Here is a 24,647-nt window from a genome sequence, read left to right on the forward strand (position 1 = left end):
GGATTGTGGCGGTGCTGCTCCTGGCCGGTGGGGTGCTCCTCATCGCGGGCTGGACCGCGCGTGCCAGCCTGAACCCGGACACCGTGGCGCTGTCGGGGGTCACCTTTCAGGTACTGCGGCGCGTCGAGCCAGAGTCTGTCGTGTTCGACCTGACTCGCCCAGATGGTGGTGTGGCCGTCTCGATCAGCGGTAGCACGGACACTCTTTGCGACCCGCCCTACTTGATGGCCATTGATGTGGATCAAAATGGCTCTGGCGATGTGTATTACCGGCACTGCCGTGGTCATGGATACGTGACGTACCAGAATGGCGCTCCGGTAGATGTAGACCTGGGACAGTACGAGGTGGATGACGCCCCCGCCGCCGCTTCCTTCTGGGCGAATGAGATCCAGGCCGGAGGTCTGCGCCTTCTCACATCTGGCACTGTCGTCACGCTCGTAGCGCTCGCCATGCTGGCGGTCTGGCTTTCATCCGCCTGTCGCGTTCGCCACATGCGATAAGAGGGTATTGCCAGCCCCCGGGTGCTGGCGCAGCAGCCCGGCCCAGGAAAGTCGCCCCTGCTAAAGGCGTCAGGTTCGCCTCTGGTGGCTTCGGCTCTGCCCCCACTTGGGGGAACTCAGCCCTGCAACTCCCGCAGCGTCACCGAGGGGGGCGCGTCCAGCACTCGCCGGGTGGCGAACATCCCCGCGCTCACCGCCGCCAGCACGCCCAGCCCGCCACCCACCACCACCAGCCGCCAGTCCGCCTGCCACGGCAGGTTGAACACCTGCGTGGCGATGACCCCGGCCAGGACCGAGGCCGCGCACGCCGCGGTGAGGCCCGACAGCAGGCCAATGGCCGCGAACTCCGAGGCCTGGGCCAGCCGCAGCTGCCGGCGGCTGCCGCCCAGCACCCGCATCACTCCTCCCTCCAGCAGCCGCTCGTCCTGGCTGGCGCTGACCGCGGCCATCAACACCAGCAAGCCCGCCAGCAGCGAGAAGTAGAACACCACCTCCACCACGGTGGAGACCTGGTCCGCGGTGTCGCGCACCTGCTTCAGCAGCGCGTCGATATCCACCACCGAGAGGTTGGGATGGCGCGCCACCAGCTCCGCGGTGAAGCGCGTGCGCTCGGCGGGCACATGCACCGCGGTGATGTAGCTGGCCGCATAGCCCGCGAGTGCGCCCGGCGACACCAGCACGATGAAGTTCGGCCGGAAGCTCTCCCACTCCACCTCGCGCAGGCTGGTGACGGTGGCCTCGAGCCGCTGGCCCGCGATGTCGAAGGCCACCCGGTCTCCGAGCTTCCAGCCCATCGATTGGGCGAAGCCCTCCTCCACCGAGAGCTCCGGCTTCTCCGGGCGCTCAGGGCCCCAGAACGTGCCGGCGGTGATGCGGTTGTCCTCGCGAAGCGTGTCGGCGGTGGAGAGGTTGTACTCGCGATCCGTGCGCCGCTGCCTGCGACGCTCCTCCTCGGAGCCGGCGTCACCCGTGTCGGGCGGCGCCGCCTTCACCGGCTCGCCGTTGTGCGCCACCAGGCGGCCGCGCACCATGGGGAAGAGGTCTGGCGCGGACAACCCCTGCTCGGCCATGAAGGCACGCACCGGCTCCATCTGGTCCTCCTGCACGTTGAGGATGAAGCGGTTGGGCGCCTCCTGGGCCAGTGCCACCTGCCAGCGGTCGAGCAGGTCGGTGCGCACGAAGGTGAGCAGCAGCAGCGCCATCAGCCCCAGGCCGAGCGCCGTCACCTGGGCGACGCTGGTGGCCGCCCGCCGGCTCACGTTGGCCAGTCCGTAACGCAGGCTCCCGCGCAGCCGCGAGCGCAGCCGCCGCACGACGGCGATGAGCCCCCACGCCAGTGCGGCCAGCACTCCCAGCGTGGCGATGATGCCGAGGAGCATCGCGGACGCCAGCCCCGCCGAGCCGGCCTTCCACCACAGCAGCGCCGCCAGCCCCAGCACGCCCAAGAACCCCACCAGCCAGGAGCTCGGCTCGGTACGGTCGAGGTCCCTGCGCAACACGCGCAGCGCGGGCACCCGGCGCAGCGCGAGGATGGGAGGTGCTCCGAAGGTCAGCAGCACCACCAGGCCCACCCCATACCCCTGCACCGCGGGCACCCAGCCCGCCGCCGGGATGGACAGCTTCAGCGCCGCGGAGAGCCAGTTGCCCACCTGCCACTGGATGACGAAGGCGAGCAGGACGCCGAGGGTGCTCGCGATGAGCCCGACGAGGAGCAGCTCGCCACCGTGGGTGCCCACCAGCGTGCGCTGGCTCGCGCCCAGACACCGCATCACCGCGGTGCTCGACAGGTGCCGCTCGCTGTGCCGGCGCGCGGCCATGGCCACGGCCACCGCCGCCAGCACCACCGACACCAGCGACGCCAGGCTCAGGAAGCGGTCGGCCCGGTCGAGCGCGGAGCGCATCTCCGGACGCGCGTCCTGCACCGTCTCCAGGCGCTGGCCGCGCGCGAGCCCCTGGCGCGCGGTGCGCACGAAGCGCTCCACCGCCCCCGGCTCTCCGGCGACCACCAGGCGGTAGCGCAGCCGGCTCCCCTCCTGCACCAGCCCCGTCGCGGGCAGGTCCGCGAGGTTGAGGAACACCCGGGGCGCGATGTTGAAGTAGTCGAGCGCCGCGTCCGGCTCCTGCACCACCAGCGCGGTGAGCCGCAGCCGCGACTCGCCAATGCCAATCATGTCCCCCAGCCGGGCGTCCAGCGCGTCCGCGCCCGCGCGGCTCATCCACACGCTGCCCCGCTCGGGGACGCCGTCGGCGTCATGCTCCGGGCCGTCCACCGTCTCCACGATGCGGAAGCGGCCCCGCAGGGGAAAGCCCTCGCCGAGCGCGCGGACATCTCCGAACTTGAGCCGCTCATCGTCCGCGTCGCCGACCCGGACCATGCTGGACAGCTCCTGCGTCTCGGTGCTTCGCAGCCCGGGGGCCCCCGCCGCCTCGCGCACCACCCCGTCCAGTGGGGTGTCGCCGATCACCACCGCATCACCCCCGAGCAGCCGGTTGGCCTCCAGGGCGAGCGCGCGCTCGGCCCGGTCGGTCACGAAGCCAATGGCCGTCACCGCCAACACCGCGAGCACCAGCGCGGAGAAGAGGATGCGCAGGTCGCCGGAGGCGAAGTCACGGCGCAGCTGGCGCCACGCCATCTTGAGCAGCCTCATGATTGCCTCTCCTCGGCCACCTGGCGGCCGCCGTCGAGCCGCAGCCGCCGCCCGCAGCGCGCCGCGAGCCGCTCGTCATGGGTGACGAGCACCAGGGTGGTCCCCGCCTCCGCGTTGAGTGAGAACAGCAGCTCGACGATGGCCTGGCCGGTGTTCGTGTCGAGGTTGCCGGTGGGCTCGTCGGCGAAGAGCACCGCCGGCCGGGTGACGAAGGCGCGCGCCAGGGCCACGCGCTGCTGCTCTCCCCCCGACAGCTGGCGCGGGTAGTGGCCGAGCCGCTCCCCCAGCCCCACCTTGCCGAGGATGGCCCGGGCGGGAGTCTCCACGTCCGCGTCTCCGCGCAGCTCGAGCGGCAGCATCACGTTCTCCAGGGCCGTCAGCGAGGGGAGCAGCTGGAAGCTCTGGAAGACGAAGCCCACCTTCTCGCCGCGCACGCGCGCACGTCCGTCCTCGTCCAGGGCGGACAGCGGCTCGCCATCCAACAGCACGCTCCCGGACGTGGGCGTGTCCAGCCCGGCCATCAGCGACAGCAGCGTGCTCTTTCCCGAGCCGGAGGCCCCGACGATGGCCACGGTGTCGCCATGGGAGATGGAGAAGCCCACCCCCTCGAGGATGGTGAGCGCTCCGGACGGCAGCGGCACCCGTTTGCCCAGTTCCGACACCTGCAGGGCCAACCGCTTGGGGTCGGGCTGGACTTGGGTGTGCATCGCGATGTCGTGGGGCATATTGGTGTCTTCGTCTGGGGAGTGTCTGCTCGTGGAGCAGGCTTGTAACGGCGAGCCGGAGGAGTCGCAGCGAATGAGTCAACGATACATGAGGGAGCGCACCTGGGCCCGCGGTGTGCTCGGCTGCCTGGTGCTGACACTGGCGGTGTCGCTGCCCGCTCTGGCGGAGCCGGCCGCGAAGGCCGCGCCCGTGCGGACGGTGCTGGTGATGGGGGACTCGCTGTCCGCCGCCTATGGCATCGCGCCGGAGGAAGGCTGGGTGGCGCTGACGGCCGAGCGCATGGCCAGGCAGGCGCCTGGGTGGCGGGTGGTGAATGCCAGCGTGAGTGGTGAGACCACCGCGGGGGGCGCCTCGCGGATGGGAGGAGAGCTCGCGCGCAACCGGCCGGAGGTGGTGATCATCGCCCTGGGAGGCAACGACGGCCTGCGGGGCCTGCCGCTCAAGCAGACCCGGGCCAACCTGGAGAAGATGGTGAGCGCGGCCAAATCCTCCGGGGCGCGGGTGCTGCTGGTGGGCATGCGCATGCCGCCCAACCTGGGGAAGGCCTACACGGAGGGCTTCACGGCGAACTACCGCGCGGTGGCCGAGGCGCACCAGGTGGCCCTGCTCCCGTTCCTGCTGGAGCCCATCGCGCTGGACCGCGACGCCTTCCAGGCCGACAACATCCACCCCATCGCCGCCGTGCAGCCCAAGCTGCGCGATCACGTCTGGCCCGCGCTGGCTCCGCTGCTGAAGTAAGCAGGAGGGCGGGGGGTGTTCCGGCACCTGGATGCGTAGAATGTGCGGGATGAGTGCCTCGTCCGACACCTCCACCCCTTCCTCCTCGTCCCAGGCCCGCCCGCGCCGACGCTGGCCGCGCCGCCTGCTGTGGACGGGCCTCGGTCTCGCTGTCTTGTGTGTCGTCGGCTCGGTGTACCAGGCCGTGTCCGCGGCGGCGGATGCGCGCGACTTCCCCCCGCCGGGACGGATGGTGGACGTGGGCGGCTACCGCCTGCACCTGAACTGCACGGGGGAGGGGAGCCCCACCGTGGTGTTGGAGGCGGGCGCCAACGCCATGTCCTCGGGCTGGGCCTGGGTGCAGCCGGAGGTGGCGAAGTCCACGCGCGTCTGCTCGTACGATCGGGCGGGGACCGCCTGGAGCGAGCTGGCTCCGGGGCCTCGCGACGCGGCGCACGTCGCCGAGCAGCTCCACACGCTGCTCGCGAACGCGGGTGAGCGGGGTCCCTTCGTCCTGGTGGGGCACTCGATGGGCGGGCTCTTCGTGCGCGTCTACGCGGACCGTCATCCGGGAGAGGTCGCCGGCATGGTGCTGCTGGATGCCTCGCACCCGGACCAGCTGCAGCGGCTGCCGGAGTCCGCCCGGAAGCAGTTCGAGTTGGGCATGAAGGTGATGGACCTCGCGCCCGCGCTCATCCACGTGGGCCTGGTGCGCGCCACGGGCCTCTTCGCCGCGATCGGGCGGGGGCTGCCCGAGCGGGCCTTCGCGGAGGTGGAGGCCTTCTCCGCCACGACCCGGAACCTGGAGGCCGCCTCCGCCGAGATGCGGGCCTGGGACGACTCCACGGCCCAGGTGCGTGCCACGCGGGGACTCGGTGAGCGGCCCCTGCTGGTGGTGAGCGCGGGGTCGGCCGCGGGGGCGGAGGAGATCGTTCCGGTGTTCCAGGCCCTGCACCGCGAGCTGGTCTCGCTCTCCTCCCGTGGCGAGTACCGCCTCATCCCCGAGGCCAACCACCTCTCGTTGCTCACGGAGGAGGCACATGCCCGCCAGACGAGCGCCGCCATCCTCGAGGTGGTGGGCAAGGTGCGCACCCCGCCGGTGGCCGGAGAGGCCTCGCCCTAGCCGCTCTTCGGTTGCGCCTTCGCCGCTGCTCCGCCAGTCGTCGTGGTGTCATGGCAGGAGCACGACGGAGGGCCGGCCCCCTCCGATCTCCTCGACCCGCAGGACGAGCTCACGGATGTCGGGAACGGAGTGTGTGACGGTCAGCTCGACCACGGGATCTCTCGGTTTGCGCTTCTTGTCCCAGGCGGCGAAGGGATAGGCGCCAAGCGGAAGGAAGGTGTCCGGGCCACGAGGCTGGGGCTTCATGATGGTGGCGCCGCTGTTGATGGGGGACAGCAGCACGCGGGCCTCGTGGCGAGCCAGCAGCCGCGCTGTGTCCACGGTCAGCACCGTCTGCCGCTTGCCGCGATAGGCCCGCGCGTCGAGGAGGGTCGTGAGCCGCTCCTCGCTGACCCAGAAGAACACCCTGGCATTGAGGAGCCGGTACCACGCCGTTGGCGACAAGCCACCGCGCAGACTCTGTTCGAGCCCCTTGTCGCTCATGGGCTTCTGGTCCCGCACGATGGCCGAGCCATGAACGGGATGATGGAGGGTGATGGACTCCGGCCGGTGCCGGGCCTCCAGCGCCTCGCGCTCGGGCCCGCCCACCTCGAAGAGGTCCAGGAGCGCGGAGGTGCTCAGCAGGCCATGACGCTGGATGCTCGGCCAGCTGCCCGCCTCGGCCATGTGGAAGAGGCGGGGAAAGCGCCGGGCGAACTCCTGGGCACTGACTCCGGTCACCACACCCTCCTGTCGAGGATGCTCCGGGAGTGGAAGCGCGTGGAGACGAGCGAGACGGGGGCACCGGTGACGCGCTCGATGCCCTCGATGAGACGCAGGGCCTCGCCGGTCAACTGGTCGAAGCGCCGCGCGTCCCGGTTCTTCGCGGAGAGATAGTCCACGAAGGTGAGCGCCACGTCCGTGGGCGCGTTGAGCGAGGCGGCCTTGCGCAGCAGCACCCAGTCGAACTCGGAGACACGGCGCTGGCGATGCGTGGTGGAGGTGCACTCGTTGCTCTTGAGCTCCTCTACGCCGAGCCCCGAGCGCCGGGAGATCTCCTCCCAGGACAGCTCGTTCACCATGGGACCCGAGGTGCCCTCCTCGGGGTTCTGCACACGGATGGGATAGGCGCGGCAGACCATGAGCGTCTTGCGCACCCGGGCCGGAGCGATGCCCGCCTCGGCGAGGCACCCGCTGGTGGTCGTGTCACGTGAAGTGACGTGTGGATAGTGGCCGTGGTGGAGGCTCAACCCCGTCCCCTGGGTGCCCTCGAGCAGGACGCGCTGACCCTGGGCGAAGGCGTCATCGAGGATCTCGTGGGTGGGACGGAGGTACCGCCGCAGTTCCTCCACGTCCTTGGCGAGCCGCACCCGGGGCTCGGCCGCGGTGCGGAGCACCTTCCGGGCCGTGGCGGCACCCACCCCTTGCGCCGTCGAGCCGATGTGACTCCTCAAGGTGCGGGTCTCCCATTCGATGTCCTCGGGCTCGATGAGAACGGACTGCGGGTCGATGAAGAGCCGGGCCTCGTCCATGCGGCACTCGGAGAGCTCCCGCAGCAGCGTCTTCAACGAGAGCACCGTCCCGGGGCCGAGGATGACCTTCGAGTCCGGGGAGGCGCGCGTGCCGGAGGGCAGGAGGTGGAAGGTATAGGGCTCGGGCTCCTCGTAGACGCAATGCCCGGCGTTGGGTCCACCCACCCGGAGCAGGAAGTCGTACTCCCGTGCGAGGTAGGAGGCGATGTGGCCCTTGCCCTCGCTGCCATACTGGCCGCCGACGAGCACATCCACGAGGGGCTCCATCCCGCGCCCGAACAATCCGAGGTGACTGGCCACGAGGACGAGCACGGCATCCGGTGGCGTCCGCCAGGTGTCGATGACGAGATCCGCCGTGTCCGCGAGCCGGTGCACGGCACTCTCGGTGCGGTTGGCGCGGGCCTGCTCGAACGAAACGCCCTCGTCCGTGCGGGAGGAGCGCTGGCCGAAGCGGGCCTCGAGCGCCTCCGCGGGAGCGGTCAGGTGGACATGCACCATCCGTGAGCCCAGACGTTGGCGGAGGGCCTCCAGCTGGAGGGGAATGCGGATGGAGTCGACGACGACGAGGGGAGGAGGTTGGGCGCGGGCCTTCAGGACGTCCATCAGGCTCTCGGCGACCCACCGGCCTCCCGTCTCCCGGTCCAGCGCCTCACCCGCCGCCTGCAGCTCCAGGCGGCCTCCATCTCCCCCCAGCTGGTGGCGGAGCAACTGTCCCGAGCTGAAGCGAAGCGCTCCATGACGGCGTTCGAGCCCCTGGGCGAGGGTGGACTTCCCCGCGCCAATCGGTCCCGAGATCACGACGAGGGTCTCTCTCATACGAGAGGAACCTAGGGAGGACCGAGCGGAGGGCCCATTCCCCGGAAGGGGTATGCCCTCGGGCCAAGAGCCCTCTCCTGGGAATGAGCGCGCTCTTCGAACGCCTGGGAGCCGAACCATGGGGGGCAGCAATGATTTCGCGCACTTGGCGAGACCCCGGGAAAATCGTTCCGGCGTGTCGATCTCGCGGAGTGCCGTTCGTCGTGAAGATGAGCCTGACTTCGACCCTGATGATTTCGAGCCGATCCCGCCGTCCAACAGTGTGAGGCTCCCCTGAGGAGCCATTTTCCCAACCGAGAAGGAGCCGTCATGACGATCAAATCAGCGACCCCCTACTTCATCCTCAACGGCAAGGCCGAGCAGGCCATCGCCTTCTACCAGCGTGCCCTCGGCGCGAAAACGGAGGCACTCCAGCGGTTCGGAGACGTCGACCAGAGTTGTCCCGTGGCGATGAAGAGCCGGGTCATGCACGCGGCCCTGCGCGTGGGCGACGCGCTCCTGATGATGAGCGACGGCTCCGACGAGGAGGCTCCGCCACGCAGCGGGAACGTGAGCATCGCCCTCCAGTTCGATGACCCCGATCAGGCCCGGCAATGCTTCGACGCGCTGGCGACGAACGGCAAGGCCATCCAGCCACTCATCGACGCCCCCTGGGGTGAGCTGTTCGGCGTGGTTTCCGACCAGTTCGGCATCAACTGGATGTTCAACAGCGCCAAGGTCAAGAAAGCCTGACGCAACGCCTCCCGCGGGGCTTCACCCCCGCGCGGAGTCGAGGTGGAGGAGCGCGAGCTCGTCACGTTGTCCTGCGCTGCTCGAGCTGCCCCTGCATCTCGGGCAACCGGGTCGCGGCCTCCTGGACATCCGCGGGGTAATCCGAGAACTCCTGCACCCGGCGAATCTCGATCACCTCGTTGTCAGCAGCAGGGCAGCGCGATGCCCAGGCGATCGCCTCCTCCTTCGACTTCACCTCGATCATCCAGTAGCCGCCGAGGACCTCCTTCGCCTCGGCGAAGGGCCCGTCGATCACCCTGGGCTTCCCTCCGGAGAACGAAACGCGCGCGCCCTCCGAGGGGGGGTGGAGGCCATCGAGCGCGAGCAGCACGCCTGCCTTCTGCAGGGACTCGTTGTACTTCATCATCGCGGCCACGGACTGGGCGTCTGGCATCGTGCCCGGCGCTGCCTTCTCGTACCCCTTGGGGATCATCAGCATCATGAATCGCATGCTCGGAGCTCCTTCCGGCTTCGGGTTCTGGGTGCCTCCATTGTCTCGTCGAACGAGGCGCCGCGAGATCGACATGCCGGCTGCTCTTTTTCCGTCAGCCGGGTCCGGGCATGACTGACGCGCCAGGTCGTACGGGGTGCGGCTGCCCCTGACCGGGAGGAAACCCGTGCGCGCCGCACAGGGCCGCATACTCGGTCGGTGAGCGGCCTACCTGGGCCTTGAAGTCGTGGATGAAGTGGGCCTGGTCGAAGTACCCGAGCTCCTGGGCGAAGGCCGCCCAATCGACGTGCAGGCCCGTGGCGACGCGGTCCGCGGCCTCGTGCAGGCGGAAGCGTCGAAGCACCCACTTCGGGCTGACACCCACGTACTGGCGGAACAGGCGCTGGAGTGTCCGGACGGAGAGGCCCACCTGGACACTGAGGTCCTCGACCCGGGCGAGCTCCTGGTGCTCCAGCGCGTGCTGGATGACTCGCACGACCGTGGCGACGGTGCCATCCCGTGGGGGCAACCGCTGGCGCAGGAACGCCTCGACCCGGGCGATCTGCTCGTGCTCGTCATGGCGGGCGAGGACCGCTGGCTCGAGGTCCGCCCCAGCGGGGCCGAAGACTTCGTGGAGTGGCAGGGCTCGATCCGTCAGCCCGGACATGGGGACGCGCACGAACGGGAAGAACGCTCCGGGCCGGAACTTGACGCCGACAACCTGCCCCTTGCCCTCGAGCAGGGTGGAAAACCTCCGGGTGCTCACACCGTGGACGGCCGACCGCCCGGCTTCGAGCACGAGGTTCACGCACGGATGTGGCAGCACCTCCTGCGGGAACGGTTCCCGTTCGCGGAGGTCCCACCGCACGGTCCAGTGACGCTCGACGAAGAACGCGAGGTCCTCGGACGGCGGGTATCGCGTGAGGTGGAAGTGCGTCCCCACCGCATGTGGGTTCAGGACACCTCTCTGACTGGCGCTCGGGGCTCGCATGGGCTGTCGCGTTTCTACAATACGCGGCCGGGCGCTCGGGAGACGTTGGCCGCATGAACGATCTCAAGACGTACGAAGGTGGGTGCCACTGCGGCAAGGTCCGCTTCGAGGCGAAGGTGGACCTCGGCGGACAGATCATCTCGTGCAACTGCTCCTTCTGCTCGAAGACGGGCGCGCTCCTGGCCTTCGTGGGGGCGGACCAATTCACGATTCGAGCGGGTGCGGAGGCCGTCGCGGATTACCAATTCGGCAAGAAGAGCATCCACCACCAGTTCTGCCCGTCCTGCGGCATCCGTCCGTTCAGCCGGGGGACGGCGCCCGACGGCCGTCAGATGTACGCCATCAACGTCCGCTGCATGGACGGAGTCGACCTCGACGCACTCGAGGTGACACGGGTCAACGGCAAGAGCTTCTGAGCGCATGAGACGGGGAGGGGCGCCGTGGGGAGCGAAAAGAGACTTCCCGCGTCCGCTGGTTCCTCATCGTGTTACTTCCGGAAGTAGAGGCCGTTGAAGGCGCATCCGGAGCACTCGGCGAAGATCGCGTTGTTGAGGAGGCGCAGTCGCACGGGCTCCGGCTCATCGCCTCCCTTTTCGACCGACTCCGCCTTCAAGAGGAGGGGGCCCGAGACGGTGTACGCCATCGTGCTCTCCTCGGCGTCGGCCATGCCCGGCTGGGACTCGGGCATGCCCACCACCTCGATGCGGTTGGGTCCCGTCGCGCGAATGGTGAGGGATTCCGAATCCCGGCTCCAGGTTCCCACCCAATCCGCGGGCTTCGTCCCGGGGCCCGCCTCTCCCGCGGGGAGCTCGAGCGGTTTGACCGACAACGCGGTCTCGGGCAGCCAACCCGCGGTCCTGCTCCCCTTGACGCCGCGGTAACGGGCACAGACGAAACCGTTCTTCCGGATGTCGTCGGTGCTCAACTCGACGGCATCGTTCTCCACGAGGTAGGCCTTCTTGCGAGACTTGCACTCACCGCTCGCGGGGCAGGGCTCCGGCTCGGAGTAGAAGTAGACCCGGCTCTCCGGCGCTCCCCCCTTGATCACCGCGGGTTGGAACGGGGAGAAGTTGATTCCCTCGAGCTGGCACACGTTCCCGGACTCCAGCCGGTTGAAACGCTCCATCTCCGCCGCCAGCTTCCGCGGACCGCACCGCTGTGCCAGCTCTTCCGGGCGCACCTCGCGCTGCGCCGATACCGCAACGATGGGCTTCTCCTTGAAGCGCTCCCGCCACGCGTCGATGGCCCGCGGCTGCTTCTGGAGCGAGCCGGGATCGTTCGTGAAGTAGCTCACCTCGTCACCCGCGATGTACGCGACCCAGAGGCGACCTTCCGGATGGATGAGCACGATGCCCTCCATCTCGGTGAACAACCCGGGGACGTTCCCCTCGAAATGGAACGCCCCCGTCGCATCGGGCTCACCGCCGAGCGCGATCTGGGCCATCCGCTCCATCAACGCGTCGTAGTCCTTCTTCGTCAGGAGCTCGCGCAGGTAGCAGGAGAGCTGCGGATCCTCGAAGATCTTGCCCGGAGCCTTCGAGGCGTACTTCGCCAGCCGCGCACGATCGAAGACGTCCGCGGCCGGTGCCGCGAGCGCACTCTCCGAGGCGACCAGCAGTCCCACGCATGCCACTCCCAGAGTCCAACGATTCACGTGTGATATCCCTCCCCAGAGCTGGAGCCCCAGCTCTCCACGGAGAGACTCACCACGAACGCACCCGCAACTCCAGCATGAACTCAGGAGGGTGCTCCATCCCTCCATCCAACGAAGGCCCAGCACCCCATGGAGGGATGCTGGGCTCGAGAACGCGAGAACACGAGGAGCAGCATCAGGGCGTCGGCCCCTCCCACGCTGGAACATCCCCAGTCCTTCCGGTCCCCCGCTGTGGCCCCAACGGCGGGGCGACCTGGGCCTCACCAGGCTCGGCCGTCGGGTCGGCCGCGAGGGACGCGCTCGACGTGAGGGTGATGCGCACCGTGGCCGGGCTGGAGTCCAGGGACCCGTCGTTCACCTTGACCGAGGTGTCGGAATACGACGTCGCGGTGGCGGCCAACTGCACGGCTGCCTCCCATGTCGGGCTTCCCAGGCGCCTGCGAGAGACCGTGAGCGAGTTGACCGCGGTTGCCGAAGCACTCCAGCTCAGTGTCAGGCTGGCGGGTGAGTCCACCGCCACCGCGGCAAGCTCGATGGTGGTGTCGCGAGCGCTCTGCGCACGGGCAGGGGGCCCCAGGCAGAGGAGCATCGCCAGCCAGAGTCCGTAAGAAGCGAGTGAATGCCGAGACCGGATGACGCGCGTATTCAGATGGCCACCCTCTGAGTGAGTGAAGGGCGCAGTCTGCTACGGCGGGCTGACACGGGGCTTTCGTGCAATTCACGTTCCGCGGCGCCAATGGCGCGCACCCCTGACAGGGGAACTTCACCCTCAGGTGGGGGACTCCGGGAATCTCCCGGCTCATGCTCCGGGGGAGCCTCCTGGCACCGCGAGCAGGGCGTTGAGCCGTTGGACCAGGGCCTTGTCCTTCGAGGCCGCCGCGCGCGTGCTGTGTTCGCAGTCAGTGACCCATCCGAGTGGCTCCTCGTGCCACCACTTGTGCTCGCTCGCATGGGTCATGGTCTGGCACCAGTCCTTCGAGAGCGAGCGGGCCGCTTGGAGGTCGCGTGCCCCCAACTTCGAGAACAGCGCCTCCACGGAGCGCCGCATCGTCTCGAGGTCGACGCCCTGGGTGACCCAGGCGCCCGGCAGGAGGAGCCCCTGGGCGTGCGGCGAATCCGCCAGGGACATCCACTCCTCGTAGCGCAGCAGCGGGAGGCGCCAGTGGGGGCCCGCCTCGCCCAGGAGGAGCGGCTCGCTCCCGGGGCTCGACAGCTTGTACTCCGCCAGCCCGGGATGAATGAGGACCTGCAGGAGCACGCCACGCGGCAGGGGGACCTCGACACGTGTCGGGTCCTCGAGAATCCCGTCCGTCTCATCGAAGGTGTCGGCGTCGTACCGGGTCGCGCCATGCCACCAGTTCAGCAAGGCCTTTTCGCTGGCGATGCCGAAGGCGGAGACGACCTTGGCGGGCTCGAACGGGTCGCCGATCTGTCCAAAGGAGGAACACAGATGGCCTGCCCAGAACCTCGGGTCATTCATCAGGGAGTTGTCCAGGGGCATGCGCGAACCATACAGGCTCTCGTTGCACCGTGTGCCTCACGCCCCGCCGAAGCTCACGGTGAGAGAGACTGAGGCGGTCGTGGACGGGGGCCGCCCGAGCAGTGCGCCAGACCGGGTGCGGCTGACCGAAGGGCATCACTAACGGCGGTAGAGCAGGTACGGGCGGCGCTGGGCGTCGAACTCCACCAGCTCGTCGCGCCACGCGCCGACGAGCTCGTCCGTGGACGCCCCAGCGTCGATCATCGTGCGCAGCCGCTCGGACCCGCTCAGCTTGTCGATCCAGTACGGCCGCGCGGCGTCCCAGGAGTCGGTCCGCCAGACGAAGGCGGGGTACTTGCGCGCCTCCACCAGCATCGCGACGGCCGTCCGGATCGGGTCGAAGGCCTGCGGGTCGGTCACCTTCACCTCGACGCCGGCGCACAGCGTATTGGCGAACTTGTTGAACGTCGGCGTGAAGTAGGCCTCCCGGAAGCTCACCCCGGGCAGGTTCGCGGCGTTGAGCCGGTCGCTCCAGTGGTAGTCGAACCCGGGCCCGCCGATGAGCTCGAACGGGCGCGTGGTGCCGCGCCCCTCGGACAGGCTCGCCACGCCCTCGAACATGCCGGTACCAGGGTACACCAGCGCGGTGTCCGGGGTCGGCATGTTGGGGCTCGGCATGACCCACGGAACGTCGGTGTCGGCGCCCATCATGTTCGGCACCCAGCCGCTGCACTCGATGACCTCCAGCTCGACCGGACGCCCGGCGTCGGTCGGCAGGAACTCGCCGTTGTAGAAGCGGGCCAGCTCGCCGACGGTCATCCCGTGCTGCTGGACGATCTCCTTCTTGCCGACGGCGGTGGTGAAGCGGGTGGTCATCATCGGCCCGTACGCCTTGCCGCCCGCCGGGTTGGGCCGGTCGAGCACGACGTAGCGCAGCCCACGCCGGGCTGCGGCGACCATCGAGTCGTAGAGCGCCCAGATGTAGGTGTAGAACCGGCTGCCGACGTCCTGGATGTCGAAGACGACGGTCTGCACGCCGGCCCGCTCGTAGAGGGTCTCCCAGGTGGCCTGGCTGGCGTTGTACGCGTCATAGACGGTCAGCCCGGTGCGCGCGTCGATCCCGGTGCCCTCGCTGCCGCCGGCCTGCGCGGAGCCGCGGAAACCGTGCTCGGGGCCGAAGACGCCGCCGATGGTCAGCCCCCCGGTGTCCCGGGCGTGCGCGTGCATCAGGTCGACCAGGTGGCTGTACCTGCCGTCCACGCCGGTGGGGTTGGAGATGACGCCGACCCGCTCACCGGCGAGCGCCGCGAAACCGCCCTCGACCAGGTGGTCCAGGCCGGTGCGCACCGGAAACCGGGGTCGCTGGCCGGGTTTGGCCGGCTCGGGGCTGGCCGGATCGTCGGCCGCCGCACAGGCGACGGCGCTGACGGCGGCCCCACCGCCCAGGGCGATGACACGTCGGCGACTCAGCCGTTCAGGATCTCTTCCCATGACGCCTCCCGAGACTCGACTCCTGTCGGGACGGTAGTCGGCAGCCGGATCACCGACAAGAAGCCAGAGAGGGTGTCAGAGAGGGTGTCAAAGAACTCGAGAGACACGACGCAGAGAGGGTGTCAAAGAACTCCAGAGACAGTGTCAAAGGACTCGAAACGAGGGGCTTGAGCGAGAACGAGGCTTGGGCGTGGACGGGTAGGCGACCGCTCTTCAAGTCTTTCCGAGGACTTGGAACTGGCCCCCAGGATGCATCCGGCCTGATGACTCGTGCGTAGGGGATGGGGATGGGCTGGCCGCTGAGGATGTTCCAGGAGGAGGGCTTCTATTTCGTTACGTCCAGGTGCTTCCAGGGACGGCTGCTGCTGCGCCCCAGCGCGCAAGTGAATGAGGTGGTGGGAGGGGTGCTGGCGCGAGCCGTCCAGCAGAGCGCCGGCAATGTGCGGCTGCACGCGTTCACCTTCGCCTCCAACCACTTCCACCTGCTGGTGTGGGCCCGGGGGGCAGCGCTCGCCGGTTTCATGCAGTATCTGCGCGCCAACCTCTCCAGGAAGGTGGGACGGTTGGTGGACTGGAGTGGCGGCTTCTGGGAGAGGCGCTATTCAGCCGAGCCGGTACTGGACGACGAGGCGCTGGTAGGCCGGCTGCGCTACGTGCTGGCCCATGGGGTGAAGGAGGGGCTGGTGGAGAGGAGCGCTGAGTGGCCGGGCCTCACGTGCCTGCCGCAGTTGCTGGGACCGGCTCGGCGTCTGTTCCAGTGGTTCAGCTGGACGAAGCGCTGGAGCAAGAGGGGGAGCGAGGACATGGCGGCGGGGGAGGGGCGCTTCGCCGAGGAAATTGCCGAGCCAGTGGAGTTGGTGGTGGAGCCCCTGCCGTGTTGGAAAGGACTGGGGGAGGAGGAGCGGCAGCGTGCGGTGCGGAGAGTGGTGGAGGCGGTGGAGTCCGAGGCTGGCGCAAAGGACAGGCCGGTGTTGGGGGCGCGAGCCGTGAGGGCACAGCACCCGCATACCCGGCCCAAGCACCTCGAGCGGAGCCCTCGGCCGTTGGGGCATGCTTCTACGCGCCAATCATTGAAGGAGTTGCGTGAGCAATACCGGGCCTTCGTCGCGGCGTTCCGAGAGGCGGCGGCACGGTGGATGCGAGGGGACTTCTCGGCCCGTTTTCCGCCCTTCTCCTTCCCGCCGCGTGTCGTGCCGTGTCGCGTCGCTCGAGTTCCCTGACACGCTCTCCGGGGGCGAGGGATGAAGCGTCGAGCTACGTCGCCAGGTACTTCTTCAAGGAGTCGTTGGCGGCGTTGCGGTACTCCGGGATGCGGTGGCGCTCGGCCTGGGCGAGGGCCTGCTTCAGGCGCGCCTCATCGAGGTCTTGGGTGTAGGCCGGGGTACCGGGCTGCTGGCGCCACGAGTCCGAGAGGCTGCCGGCATCGACGGGCTCGAACCCGAGCTCGTCCACGAGCCGGAGCACCTTCGCCCGAGCTTCGGGCGGATCCCCCGCGACCGGCAGCGCGATCCTCCCCGGTGTGCCCTTGGCCGTGCCCTTCTCCAGCAGGCTCTTGAAGTAGATGTTGTTGAAGGCCTTGACGACGGGGCGGCCGATCCGTGACGCGACCCACTCGCTCTCGACCATTCCGCCGTCGAGTTCCGCGAGCTGTCCGTCGCGGATGGGGTAGTAGTTGCCCGTGTCGATCACGACGACGTCCTTGGGTACGTTCGCGAAGAGATCCCTGGGCAGGTCCAGGACGGCCTTCTGGGGGATCGTCAGGACGACGACCTCGCCAGCCCGCGCCGCCTCGGCGCGGGTGACGGCCTTCGCGCCCGTCTCCGCCGCGAGCTCGCCAAGCGTCTCGGGCCCGCGAGAGTTCGCGATGAAGACCTCGTGTCCGAGCCGGGTCCAGCGTCGAGCGAGGGTTCCACCAATCATTCCCGCGCCGATGATTCCGATCTTCATGCCGCCATCCTCCTGGGAGCGATTCCCATGACTCCGTGCGCCGGTTCGATGCCCGACCCCCACGAGCGGTGCGCGGTGCGTGCCGGATTCTCGACGCGACCGCCGGCGCCGGCTCCGGCGGCCCGGCTGTACGAGGTGTTTGACACCTCCACGACACCTCCACGACACCTTCACGGACGCGCCTGGGGCGTGTCCGCGATTTAGAGCAACAATGCTGGAATGCTCACGCTCTACGGCTTTGGCCGCGTCAACTCGAAGGTAGTGGGTCTCACGCGTGATTTGCGCGTCCTGTGGACGCTCGAGGAACTGGGCGTGCCCTACCGGGTGCACGGCGTGGATCATCCCGCGGGGGAGCTCAGGAGCGAGGAGTACCGGCGGCTGAACCCCTTCTCTCAGGTGCCGGTGCTCGAGGACGACGGCTTCGTCCTCACCGAGACGGGCGCGATCCTGCTGTACCTGGCGGAGAAGACGGGCAGATTGATGCCCGCGGATCTCCAGGGCCGCGCCCAGGTGACGCGCTGGTGCTTCGCCGCGCTCAACACCCTGGAGCCCCCGCTGTTCCAGATCGTGATGATCGATCTGTTCGGCGCCGCCGATCCCACCGGCGCGCAGCGGCGTCCCGAGCTGGTGCAGTGGGCCGGGCGCGCGCTGACATCGCTTGAGGACTGGCTTCGGGAGCGTCCGTATCTCACCGGCGAGGCGTTCACCGTGGCGGACATCCTGATGACCACGGTGCTGCGCGAGGTGCGCAACGCGGGCGTGCTCGACGGCTTCCCCCGGGTCTCCGCCTACCGCGAGCGCTGTGAGGCACGGCCCGCCTGGCAGCGGACGCTGGAGGCCTATGAGCAGCGCCTCGGGGCCCCGGCGGGCAGCGCGCGCTAGCCGCGTCTGGCTCTCGGAGAAGTGGATGGGCGCCCGGGACCTGTGACGTGCCGCCCGCCTACCTGTCGGGCTGGCCCGGCCAGGGCAGGAGCTCGACGTACCCTTCCGTTCCATGCACGCGGATGCGTTGCCCATCCTGGATCCGCCGGGTCGCCTGCTCCACGCCGACGACGGCCGGCAAGCCGTATTCCCGGGCGATCACCGCGCCATGGGTCATCAGTCCCCCCACCTCGGTCACCAGGCCCTTGATGGACACGAACAAGGGCGTCCAGCTCGGGTCCGTGAAGGAGGTGACCAGGATATCCCCCTCTGCCAGATCCGCGTCGGCCATGTCCAAGACGACGCGGGCTCGTCCCTCCACCACGCCCGAGGAGACCGGTAGACCGACGAGGGCTCCGGCGGGGAGATCGGCTCGTTTGTACGCACCTGCGACGATTTCACCATCGGACGTGATGACCCGCGGTGGCGTCAGCTTCCGGTATCGTTCGTGCTCGTCCTTTCGCCGGCTGACGATTTCGCCATCAAGCTGGTTCGTGCGCACGACTTCGCGAAGCTCCTGGATGGTGAGATAGTAGATGTCTTCCTTTTCATGGAGCACGTGGGCCTGCACGAGCCGATCGGCTTCCTTCAGCAAGGCCTGCTTGTAGAGGAAGTAGCGATTGACGATGCCGTATTTCGGGTACTCACGGTAGCCGATGAAGTTCCGGAGCCGGCTGATCATCCGTTGCGCTTCTCCGGCTTTTTGCTCCCCATCCGGCAATTGCTTCAATCGCGCCAGGAGCTCCTGTTCCTTCTTCAAGGCCTCCTGCCGCCCCTGCTCGAACTTCCGGCTGCCGGCCCCGGGCTCGAAGGTCTTGATGTTGCTGAGGAGCAAGGGGACGAGGGTCGTGGGTCTTTCGCGCCAACGCGTCCTCGTCACATCGATTTCCCCGACGCATCGCATGCCGAATTTGTCGAGATAAGCGGAGAGGGCGTCGTGGGCTGCCTGTCCACCCTCCAACCGGGCCAGGCCCTCCAAGAAGCCTTCATCCCTGGCATTTCGCAGGTATTCGACCACCTCCGGATGAGGCCGGATCGCGTCCGCGACGTCCAGCAGCGCCAGCCCCATTTCCGAGGTGATGTTGTTCGGCACGGACTGAGAGAGGGTGTCCGCGGCGTTCTTCTCGCCCAACCACGCCATCATCTTCTCGTTGATCCAAGACGAAGCGTTCATGCCGGCCATGAGCGCGCTGAAGCTCCGCGGTTCGAGCAAGCTCTTCTTCAAGTGCTGAACGTCTTCCAGGATGAAATCCAGTAATTCCGTTCCGGATTTCGTCTGGATGTTCCGCTTCAGCGCTTCGATCGACGTCTGGCTGCGCGCGATCAAATCGGCGACGATCGCCGGATCATCGTCGAGAGGCGGGGGGGAACCCGCGGGCGACATCCCTGGCTTGCCTTGAGCGGGACCCGGTGCGGGCGGATCCGCGGGCGGCGGTTCGATGAAATCGCCCCGCTCGATGAGGGTCATGAGGGCGTCCTTGATGAGCGGGTCGGATCCGCCCAGGACATTCAACACGACGCCCCGGCTCGCCGGTGAAGCCAGCTCCTTCGTGATATCGACGAACAACCTCCCACCCGCCGCATACATGGGGCGAGCGGCGGTCAACTGCCACAAGGACAGCCCCAAAGGCTTCATGGGGTCGGTCATCATTTGTTGATGGCCGACGGAGACGAAGACGTGGTTGCCTCGATCACCCACCTCCGGGATGGGGTACAGGGTGGTGATGGGCCGGCTCTGGACGATGTAGAACGCGTCGTCGACCAGGCACCATTCGATGTCCTGGGGATGACCGAAGTGCCCTTCGATCCGCCTGCCCAGGCGCTCGAGCCGCACGATCTGCTCATCCGTCAGCACGGGGCTGTTCTGCCGCTCGGGCTCGATCGCCCGTTCCTGCGTACCGCCATCCGCCAAGGCCCAGGTCGCCAGCTTCTTGGTGGCGACCGTCTTCTCGGTGACCTGGCCGTTGCGCACCTTGTAGCCATCGGCGTTCACCAGGCCGGAGACCAAGGCCTCACCGAGGCCGAAGCCAGCCTCGATGGATGACACCTTCCGGTTCGAGGTCATGGGATCGGCCGTGAACAAGGTTCCGGCCGCCTGCGGGACGACCATCTTCTGCACCACCACCGCCATGTGGACCTTGCGGTGGTCGAAGCCGTGTCGAAGGCGGTAGGTGACCGCCCGCTCGGTGAAGAGCGACGCCCAGCACCGGCTGACGTGCGCCAGGATCGCCGGCTTCCCGATGACGTTCAGGTACGTGTCCTGCTGGCCCGCGAAGGAAGCCGTCGGCAAATCCTCCGCCGTCGCGCTGGACCGGACGGCATAGGCAGCTTGCTCGCCAAGCCTGGAAAGGAAGCGGGTGATCGCTTCCTGAACGTCTTCAGGGATGGCCATCCCTTCGATGAGTGTGCGGATCTCCGCGCTGAGCTCCCGGATTCCATCCCGGTCTTCCGCCTTCAGACGCGACAACCGCTCGAGCCATTCGCCCATCGTCGGCGCTTCTCCCAGGAGCCGCTTGAAGGCTTCGGTCGAAACGCAAAAGCCATCCGGTACGCGGATTCCTTCCAGCCTGGAAAGCTCCCCCAGGCTCGCGCCTTTCCCCCCGACAACCAGGATTCGGGTTCGGTCGACCTCCTGGAAACCAAGCACGTAGGCACGCATTCCTTCACCTCCCTCATCGAAGGGCGCCAACTATAGGCATGAGGGGGGCTTCGCGCGCCGAGGCTAGCCTCGCACCTGCCGTGGGCAGGCCCAGGTGCTCCACAATCGCGCGCCCCTCTCCGCGGAGGTGACACCCGCACTCACCCCGTGCGTTCTCTCCTCGGGCCTGTTCACGCCCGGAAGATAAATCCGCCTTCTGCGAAGCGGCTCTTGCTCCGCGCGAAGAAGCGCGCGAAGGGCCCACGCCCTGCGCTCCGCCGCTCCGCCGCCAGCTGCGCGACGTGCCCGCGAGTATCCCGCCCATCAGGTAGCTCGTCGCGCACGCCATCTGCGGCGCAAGCACCACCAGCACCACCGTACGCGAGGCCCACCACGGCCTGCCCCGCAGGCGACGCCGAGCCTCGAGCCACGCGGCCTTATGTGGCCCTCGCGCCGGGGCCAGCTCCGCAACGCGGTGAACCGGGCCTTCTAGCGCGCGCCTCGCGCGCCGTTGCCCGGGCCGCTGAACGCGCGACGATCCATGGATTGACAAACCACGCTCCTTGATCTAAATGAATTTTAGATATGGAGGAGTCATGATGCGTATTTCATCCCCTGTTGTCCTCGCGCTCGCGGTTGGGGCGCTCATGAGTGCCTGTGCGGCAACCCCGATCGGCTACGAATCGGGAACGACTGCCGCGGAGCGGGACTCGCTGCACCGCTCCGTGGCGGCCCCCGTCGTGGAGGCGAATGCTCCCTTCATCTCCCACACCCTCGAGGCCGAGATCGCCGTGCCCCCGGGCGTGCTGCTCCCCTGGTTGGTGAACGTTCCGCTGGAGCGTGTTCTCCCTGGGACCGAGGAGCTCCCCGGAGTGGAGAGGGCCGATGTCCTCTCGGCCTCCTGGGGCACCCCTGGAACGCGTCGGCGCGTGGTGTTGCGTGATGGAAACACGGCGCTCGAAGAGCTGCTCGTGGTGGAGGAGGGGCGTCGCTTCCAGTACGTCGTCTGGAACTTCACGAACGACGCGCGGCGTGCCGTCCAGTATGCGGTGGGCGAGTTCCGCTTCACGCCGACACCGAGCGGAACGCACCTGAGCTGGACGTACCGCTTCCGCGGGCTGGGGTGGCCCACGACGGGTTTCCTCGAGTCCTTCGTCGAAGAGGACTACGCTGGTTTCATGCGGGCTGGTATGGAGCGCATCAGGACCGAAGCGGTGAAGGAGCTTCCGGGGCATACTCTCTGACGCCGGTCACCGGCAGGAGCATCCGTGGCGGGAGAGCGCAAAACGAGCCGGACGGGAGCCGCGCGGGGCAAACAGCCCGCGAAGACACGTGGCTATCACCACCTCGATCTCCGTCGTGCGCTGCTCGATGCCGCCATCGAGTTCTTGCGTGAGGGTGATGTCACGGGCCTGACCATCCAGGTCCTCGCGAGGGCCGCGGGCGTATCTCCCGGCGCGCCGTATCACCACTTTCCGGACAAGCAGTCACTCCTGGCCGCGCTGGCCACGGAGGGCTTCGAGATTCTCGGGGAGAAACTCGTGAGGGCCGTGAGCCGGGAGCCCTCGGCACCAGGTCAGGCCGCGGCGCTTGCCACCGCGTATCTCGCCTTCGCGCGTGAGCATGCGTCGCACTACCGCATCATGTTCCTGCCCGACATCGAGGACCGTGTGCGCTTCGCCGCCGTTCACGCTGCCTCCGAGAGGTGCCTTCAGGTGCTGCTGGGAGTGGTGGCGGCGGGAAACCCCGGGATGTCATCAGAGTCCGTGGCGGCCCGGGCCATCGCCGTCTGGTCGCTGTGCCACGGGTTCGCATCCCTCCGGGCGGCCCGGGTCCTCGGAAACATTCCCGGGATTCCGAAGCTCGAGTTGCTGGAGCGGGTTGCTGTCGCCGAGGTGGTGACCGTCGCGCTGGGGACAGGCGCGGGCCTTGCTGGGTAGCGGGCCGCAGCGGAGCGGGGAGGATGCGAGTCGACGAAGGAGCGCACGCCGCGATTGGATTGGGTGCCTTGTCGAGCAGGGCGTCGGTGATGCGCTGGACGCGTGGCCGCAAGAGCTCGGCTGTCAGTCGATGAGGCCGTGCGCCCGGAACATCCGCTCGAGGATGTCGCGGATCACCGGCTGCTTGCGCTGGTTGTAGTCCATCACCACGCCGCCCTCCGCGTTGATCTGCTCGGCCGACGCGAACTTCGCCGCGGCGTACAGCTCGCGGTCCTCCGGATGCGCGATGAGCCAGTCCCGCAGCATCCGGTGCCGGATGGCCTCGGGGCAGTCGGGGCTCCAGATGTGGATGTTCGCGGGCGGCGAGTCGCCGCGGGCGAACCGGTGCTCGTGGAAGACCGGCTCGCGGAACAGCACCGGGAAGCCCGCCGCCTCGAGCGCCGGGCGGTAGGCGTCCTCGTCTCGCGAGTCGGGAACCGTGAGGTCGATGTCGATGACCGGCTTCGCCGGCAGGCCGGGAACGGAGGTGGAGCCGACGTGCTCGATCGAGAGCGCCACCTCGCCGAGGGCGGCGCGGAGCCGTGCGGCGAGCTCGGCGAAGGCGGCCGGCCATGACGGGTCGTACGGCACCACCTCGATGTGCTCGCTCTTCGGCGGGGAAACGAAGTACTCGACGCCGTTCGGGTCGTACTCGTGGTTGCGGACGATCTCTGCTGCGCTGGCCACGGTGCACGAGTGTAGTGACGGCGGGTGCACGCGTGAAGTCGCTTCGCGACGAACCGTCGAGCAGCACCCGGTCCTCCGAGAACCACTTCACCGCTTGCGTGAGCGTGCGGGACTCCTCGTCCTGCCCGCTCGCGACGAGTTGCCCGGGAGTGAAGGATTGAAGACCTGTGGAGAGGTGGAGGACTGGAGCGGAGGGACAGAGGAGGGCCGCTGACGGGGGCCGCCCGAGCCGTGCGCAGCACCGTTGACGCTCCGCCCGGCCCTCCCCCTCGTACGGTGCGAGGCCGAGCGCACCCCTTGGGCTTGAGACGCTCGGGCCGGGTATGCGGGTGCTGCTGCTGCACCGCTCGCGCTCCCATGACAGGCCTCCCCTGCACACGGGCTTCGGCCTCCACCTCCCACAGCAGTGCTCGCACCGCCCGTTGTCTCTAAGAGCCTGTCGAGCTGCGCCTCGCCCCGGTAGAACACCCACACCGGCTCCAGGTACAGGCTCGCCAGCGCGACCAGCTCCTTCCGCCGCTCCTTCTCCGCGGGGGCCGTACCGCCCTGCACGATGGCGACGTCGACGCCGGAGCCTGCGGAGCCGGCTCGACGAGCTGCCACGCCACGGCCACCAACGCCGCCAGCAGCACGGCCACCACCGCGGCCGCGCGCATCATCTCCAGACGCGACAGCGCCCGAGGATTCACGTTCTGCGCTCCCCGCACGCCATGCCCTCCTCTGGCTCCGGCCATCCTGGCGCGCGGGAGCTGCTCCGCCCTCCCTCGGTTGCCTGACTGCTCCAGAGGCAACTTCCCGGGTGTCGAGCATCGGTCCTTCGTCCTCGGGCCTCGCAGGGGAACCCGGCTTCAGCGCTGGAACAGGGAGATGCCGGCCCCCACGTTGTCGAGGAGCACGCTGAACCGGCCGAGCCCCGGCATGGCGAGCTCCTCGACCAGAACCCGGCCGCCGAGCTGGACGGCCTTCGTGCGCGCCTCGGCCAGATCCGCCACGACCACGTGATTCAGCCAGTTGGGCGGCATCCCCTCGGGTGCCTTCATGAGCCCACCGGCAACACGCTCGCCCCGGTAGAAGACCGGCATGTTCGGGTTGCCCATGAACGGTCGCAGCTTCCAGCCGAACACCTTCTCGTAGAACGCCGCCGCGCCAGCCACGTCGGTGGTGTACAGCTCGGTCCACCCCATCATCCCCGGGCCCGGCAGCTCCACCTCGGGCGGGTCTCCCTGGCTTGCCTTGTACGCCATGACCGCCGCGCCCTGCGGATCCACCAGCACCGCGAAACGCCCCACCGGCGGCATGTCGACGGGCCCCAGCAGCACCTTGCCCCCCGCGCTCCTCGCGGCGGCCGCGGCGGCATCCACATCGAGCACCGAGACGTAGGCCATCCAGAAGGGAGGGACCCCCTGCATCTGGACGTCCGCGAGCGGCGCCATGCCGCCCATTCCCCGCCCCCCCACGTGGATCATCGTGTACTGGATCGAACCGGCCTGTACCGGCGCGATCTTCCAGCCCACCACCGCTTCGTAGAAGGCCTTGGACTTCGCGATATCGGGCGTGTGCAACTCCCACCACACGAAACGGCCTGGGCACCAGCTGGCTTGTGTCATGGCTCGTCAG

22 protein-coding genes are annotated in these 24,647 nt (G+C 68.5%); 9 read left to right on the forward strand and 13 right to left on the reverse strand.

What is annotated here, in order from left to right; all coding sequences use genetic code 11:
* Positions 1-5: 5 nt before the first annotated feature.
* Complete coding sequence (locus NR810_RS44075; protein ID WP_257461536.1) at positions 6-500, forward strand: hypothetical protein; 495 nt, start codon at positions 6-8, stop codon at positions 498-500.
* A 116-nt stretch (positions 501-616) separates the two neighbouring features.
* Here the strand turns inward: NR810_RS44075 and NR810_RS44080 are convergent, their stop codons facing one another.
* A complete protein-coding gene (locus tag NR810_RS44080) occupies positions 617-3,148 on the reverse strand; it encodes an ABC transporter permease (protein ID WP_257461538.1) in 2,532 nt (843 codons plus the stop codon).
* Entirely contained in the window at positions 3,145-3,855 is a 711-nt protein-coding gene (locus NR810_RS44085) for an ABC transporter ATP-binding protein (protein WP_257461540.1), read from the reverse strand. The genes NR810_RS44080 and NR810_RS44085 overlap by 4 nt, the downstream gene beginning before the upstream one ends.
* A 91-nt stretch (positions 3,856-3,946) precedes the next feature.
* On the opposite strand from NR810_RS44085, the gene NR810_RS44090 reads away from it, so the two are divergent.
* Together NR810_RS44090 and NR810_RS44095 are read left to right on the forward strand one after the other, a co-directional pair.
* Positions 3,947-4,612, forward strand: a complete 666-nt coding sequence (locus NR810_RS44090; protein WP_257461541.1) for an arylesterase — start codon at positions 3,947-3,949, stop codon at positions 4,610-4,612.
* 49 nt (positions 4,613-4,661) lie between these two features.
* Positions 4,662-5,714, forward strand: a complete 1,053-nt coding sequence (locus NR810_RS44095; RefSeq protein ID WP_257461542.1) for an alpha/beta hydrolase — start codon at positions 4,662-4,664, stop codon at positions 5,712-5,714.
* Positions 5,715-5,762: 48 nt separating this feature from the next.
* Here the strand turns inward: NR810_RS44095 and NR810_RS44100 are convergent, their stop codons facing one another.
* Together NR810_RS44100 and NR810_RS44105 are read right to left on the reverse strand one after the other, a co-directional pair.
* On the reverse strand, positions 5,763-6,434 hold the full coding sequence (locus tag NR810_RS44100; protein WP_257461544.1) for a DUF7002 family protein: 672 nt from the start codon (positions 6,432-6,434) through the stop codon (positions 5,763-5,765).
* Positions 6,431-8,041 (reverse strand): adenylosuccinate synthetase, encoded by a 1,611-nt coding sequence (locus NR810_RS44105; protein WP_257461545.1) that lies wholly within the window; start codon positions 8,039-8,041, stop codon positions 6,431-6,433. The genes NR810_RS44100 and NR810_RS44105 overlap by 4 nt, the downstream gene beginning before the upstream one ends.
* A 309-nt stretch (positions 8,042-8,350) precedes the next feature.
* Here NR810_RS44105 and NR810_RS44110 point away from each other — a divergent pair, with 309 nt between their 5' ends.
* Positions 8,351-8,773, forward strand: a complete 423-nt coding sequence (locus NR810_RS44110; RefSeq protein ID WP_257461546.1) for a VOC family protein — start codon at positions 8,351-8,353, stop codon at positions 8,771-8,773.
* Between the two features lie 61 nt (positions 8,774-8,834).
* Here NR810_RS44110 and NR810_RS44115 read toward each other — a convergent pair whose 3' ends face one another.
* Entirely contained in the window at positions 8,835-9,263 is a 429-nt protein-coding gene (locus NR810_RS44115; RefSeq protein WP_257461547.1) for a YciI family protein, read from the reverse strand.
* Positions 9,264-9,357: 94 nt separating this feature from the next.
* Complete coding sequence (locus NR810_RS44120) at positions 9,358-10,233, reverse strand: helix-turn-helix domain-containing protein (RefSeq protein WP_306819026.1); 876 nt, start codon at positions 10,231-10,233, stop codon at positions 9,358-9,360.
* Between the two features lie 53 nt (positions 10,234-10,286).
* Here NR810_RS44120 and NR810_RS44125 point away from each other — a divergent pair, with 53 nt between their 5' ends.
* Positions 10,287-10,649 (forward strand): GFA family protein, encoded by a 363-nt coding sequence (locus NR810_RS44125; RefSeq protein ID WP_257461549.1) that lies wholly within the window; start codon positions 10,287-10,289, stop codon positions 10,647-10,649.
* Positions 10,650-10,720: 71 nt separating this feature from the next.
* Here the strand turns inward: NR810_RS44125 and NR810_RS44130 are convergent, their stop codons facing one another.
* The 3 genes from NR810_RS44130 to NR810_RS44140 all read right to left on the reverse strand — a co-directional run bounded on the left by NR810_RS44130 (position 10,721) and on the right by NR810_RS44140 (position 14,858).
* Positions 10,721-11,887 (reverse strand): hypothetical protein, encoded by a 1,167-nt coding sequence (locus NR810_RS44130; RefSeq protein WP_257461550.1) that lies wholly within the window; start codon positions 11,885-11,887, stop codon positions 10,721-10,723.
* Between the two features lie 799 nt (positions 11,888-12,686).
* The gene (locus NR810_RS44135; RefSeq protein ID WP_257461551.1) at positions 12,687-13,388 is read right to left on the reverse strand and encodes a hypothetical protein; all 702 of its coding nucleotides are present in this window, start codon (positions 13,386-13,388) and stop codon (positions 12,687-12,689) included.
* 138 nt (positions 13,389-13,526) lie between these two features.
* Entirely contained in the window at positions 13,527-14,858 is a 1,332-nt protein-coding gene (locus NR810_RS44140; protein ID WP_257461552.1) for an exo-beta-N-acetylmuramidase NamZ family protein, read from the reverse strand.
* 287 nt (positions 14,859-15,145) lie between these two features.
* Between NR810_RS44140 and NR810_RS44145 the strand changes: the two genes are divergently transcribed.
* Complete coding sequence (locus NR810_RS44145; protein ID WP_257461553.1) at positions 15,146-16,078, forward strand: hypothetical protein; 933 nt, start codon at positions 15,146-15,148, stop codon at positions 16,076-16,078.
* A gap of 34 nt (positions 16,079-16,112) precedes the next feature.
* On the opposite strand, the gene NR810_RS44150 is transcribed toward NR810_RS44145, so the two are convergent.
* On the reverse strand, positions 16,113-17,135 hold the full coding sequence (locus NR810_RS44150; protein WP_257461555.1) for an NADPH-dependent F420 reductase: 1,023 nt from the start codon (positions 17,133-17,135) through the stop codon (positions 16,113-16,115).
* On the opposite strand from NR810_RS44150, the gene NR810_RS44155 reads away from it, so the two are divergent.
* Entirely contained in the window at positions 17,025-17,687 is a 663-nt protein-coding gene (locus NR810_RS44155) for a glutathione S-transferase family protein (protein ID WP_257461556.1), read from the forward strand. The two genes, NR810_RS44150 and NR810_RS44155, sit on opposite strands and share 111 nt — an antisense overlap.
* Before the next feature lie 58 nt (positions 17,688-17,745).
* On the opposite strand, the gene rph is transcribed toward NR810_RS44155, so the two are convergent.
* On the reverse strand, positions 17,746-20,385 hold the full coding sequence (gene rph / locus NR810_RS44160; protein WP_257461558.1) for a rifamycin-inactivating phosphotransferase: 2,640 nt from the start codon (positions 20,383-20,385) through the stop codon (positions 17,746-17,748).
* A gap of 575 nt (positions 20,386-20,960) precedes the next feature.
* Between rph and NR810_RS44165 the strand changes: the two genes are divergently transcribed.
* On the forward strand, positions 20,961-21,608 hold the full coding sequence (locus tag NR810_RS44165) for an SRPBCC family protein (protein WP_257461559.1): 648 nt from the start codon (positions 20,961-20,963) through the stop codon (positions 21,606-21,608).
* A gap of 24 nt (positions 21,609-21,632) precedes the next feature.
* On the forward strand, positions 21,633-22,304 hold the full coding sequence (locus NR810_RS44170) for a TetR/AcrR family transcriptional regulator (RefSeq protein ID WP_257461560.1): 672 nt from the start codon (positions 21,633-21,635) through the stop codon (positions 22,302-22,304).
* Positions 22,305-22,427: 123 nt separating this feature from the next.
* Here NR810_RS44170 and NR810_RS44175 read toward each other — a convergent pair whose 3' ends face one another.
* Positions 22,428-23,030, reverse strand: coding sequence for a GrpB family protein (locus tag NR810_RS44175; RefSeq protein ID WP_257461561.1), 603 nt, complete (start codon positions 23,028-23,030; stop codon positions 22,428-22,430).
* Positions 23,031-23,878: 848 nt separating this feature from the next.
* Positions 23,879-24,637 (reverse strand): VOC family protein, encoded by a 759-nt coding sequence (locus NR810_RS44180; RefSeq protein ID WP_407653896.1) that lies wholly within the window; start codon positions 24,635-24,637, stop codon positions 23,879-23,881.
* Positions 24,638-24,647: the final 10 nt, after the last annotated feature.

The sequence above is a fragment of the Archangium lipolyticum genome (assembly GCF_024623785.1).
GTDB lineage: Bacteria > Myxococcota > Myxococcia > Myxococcales > Myxococcaceae > Archangium > Archangium lipolyticum.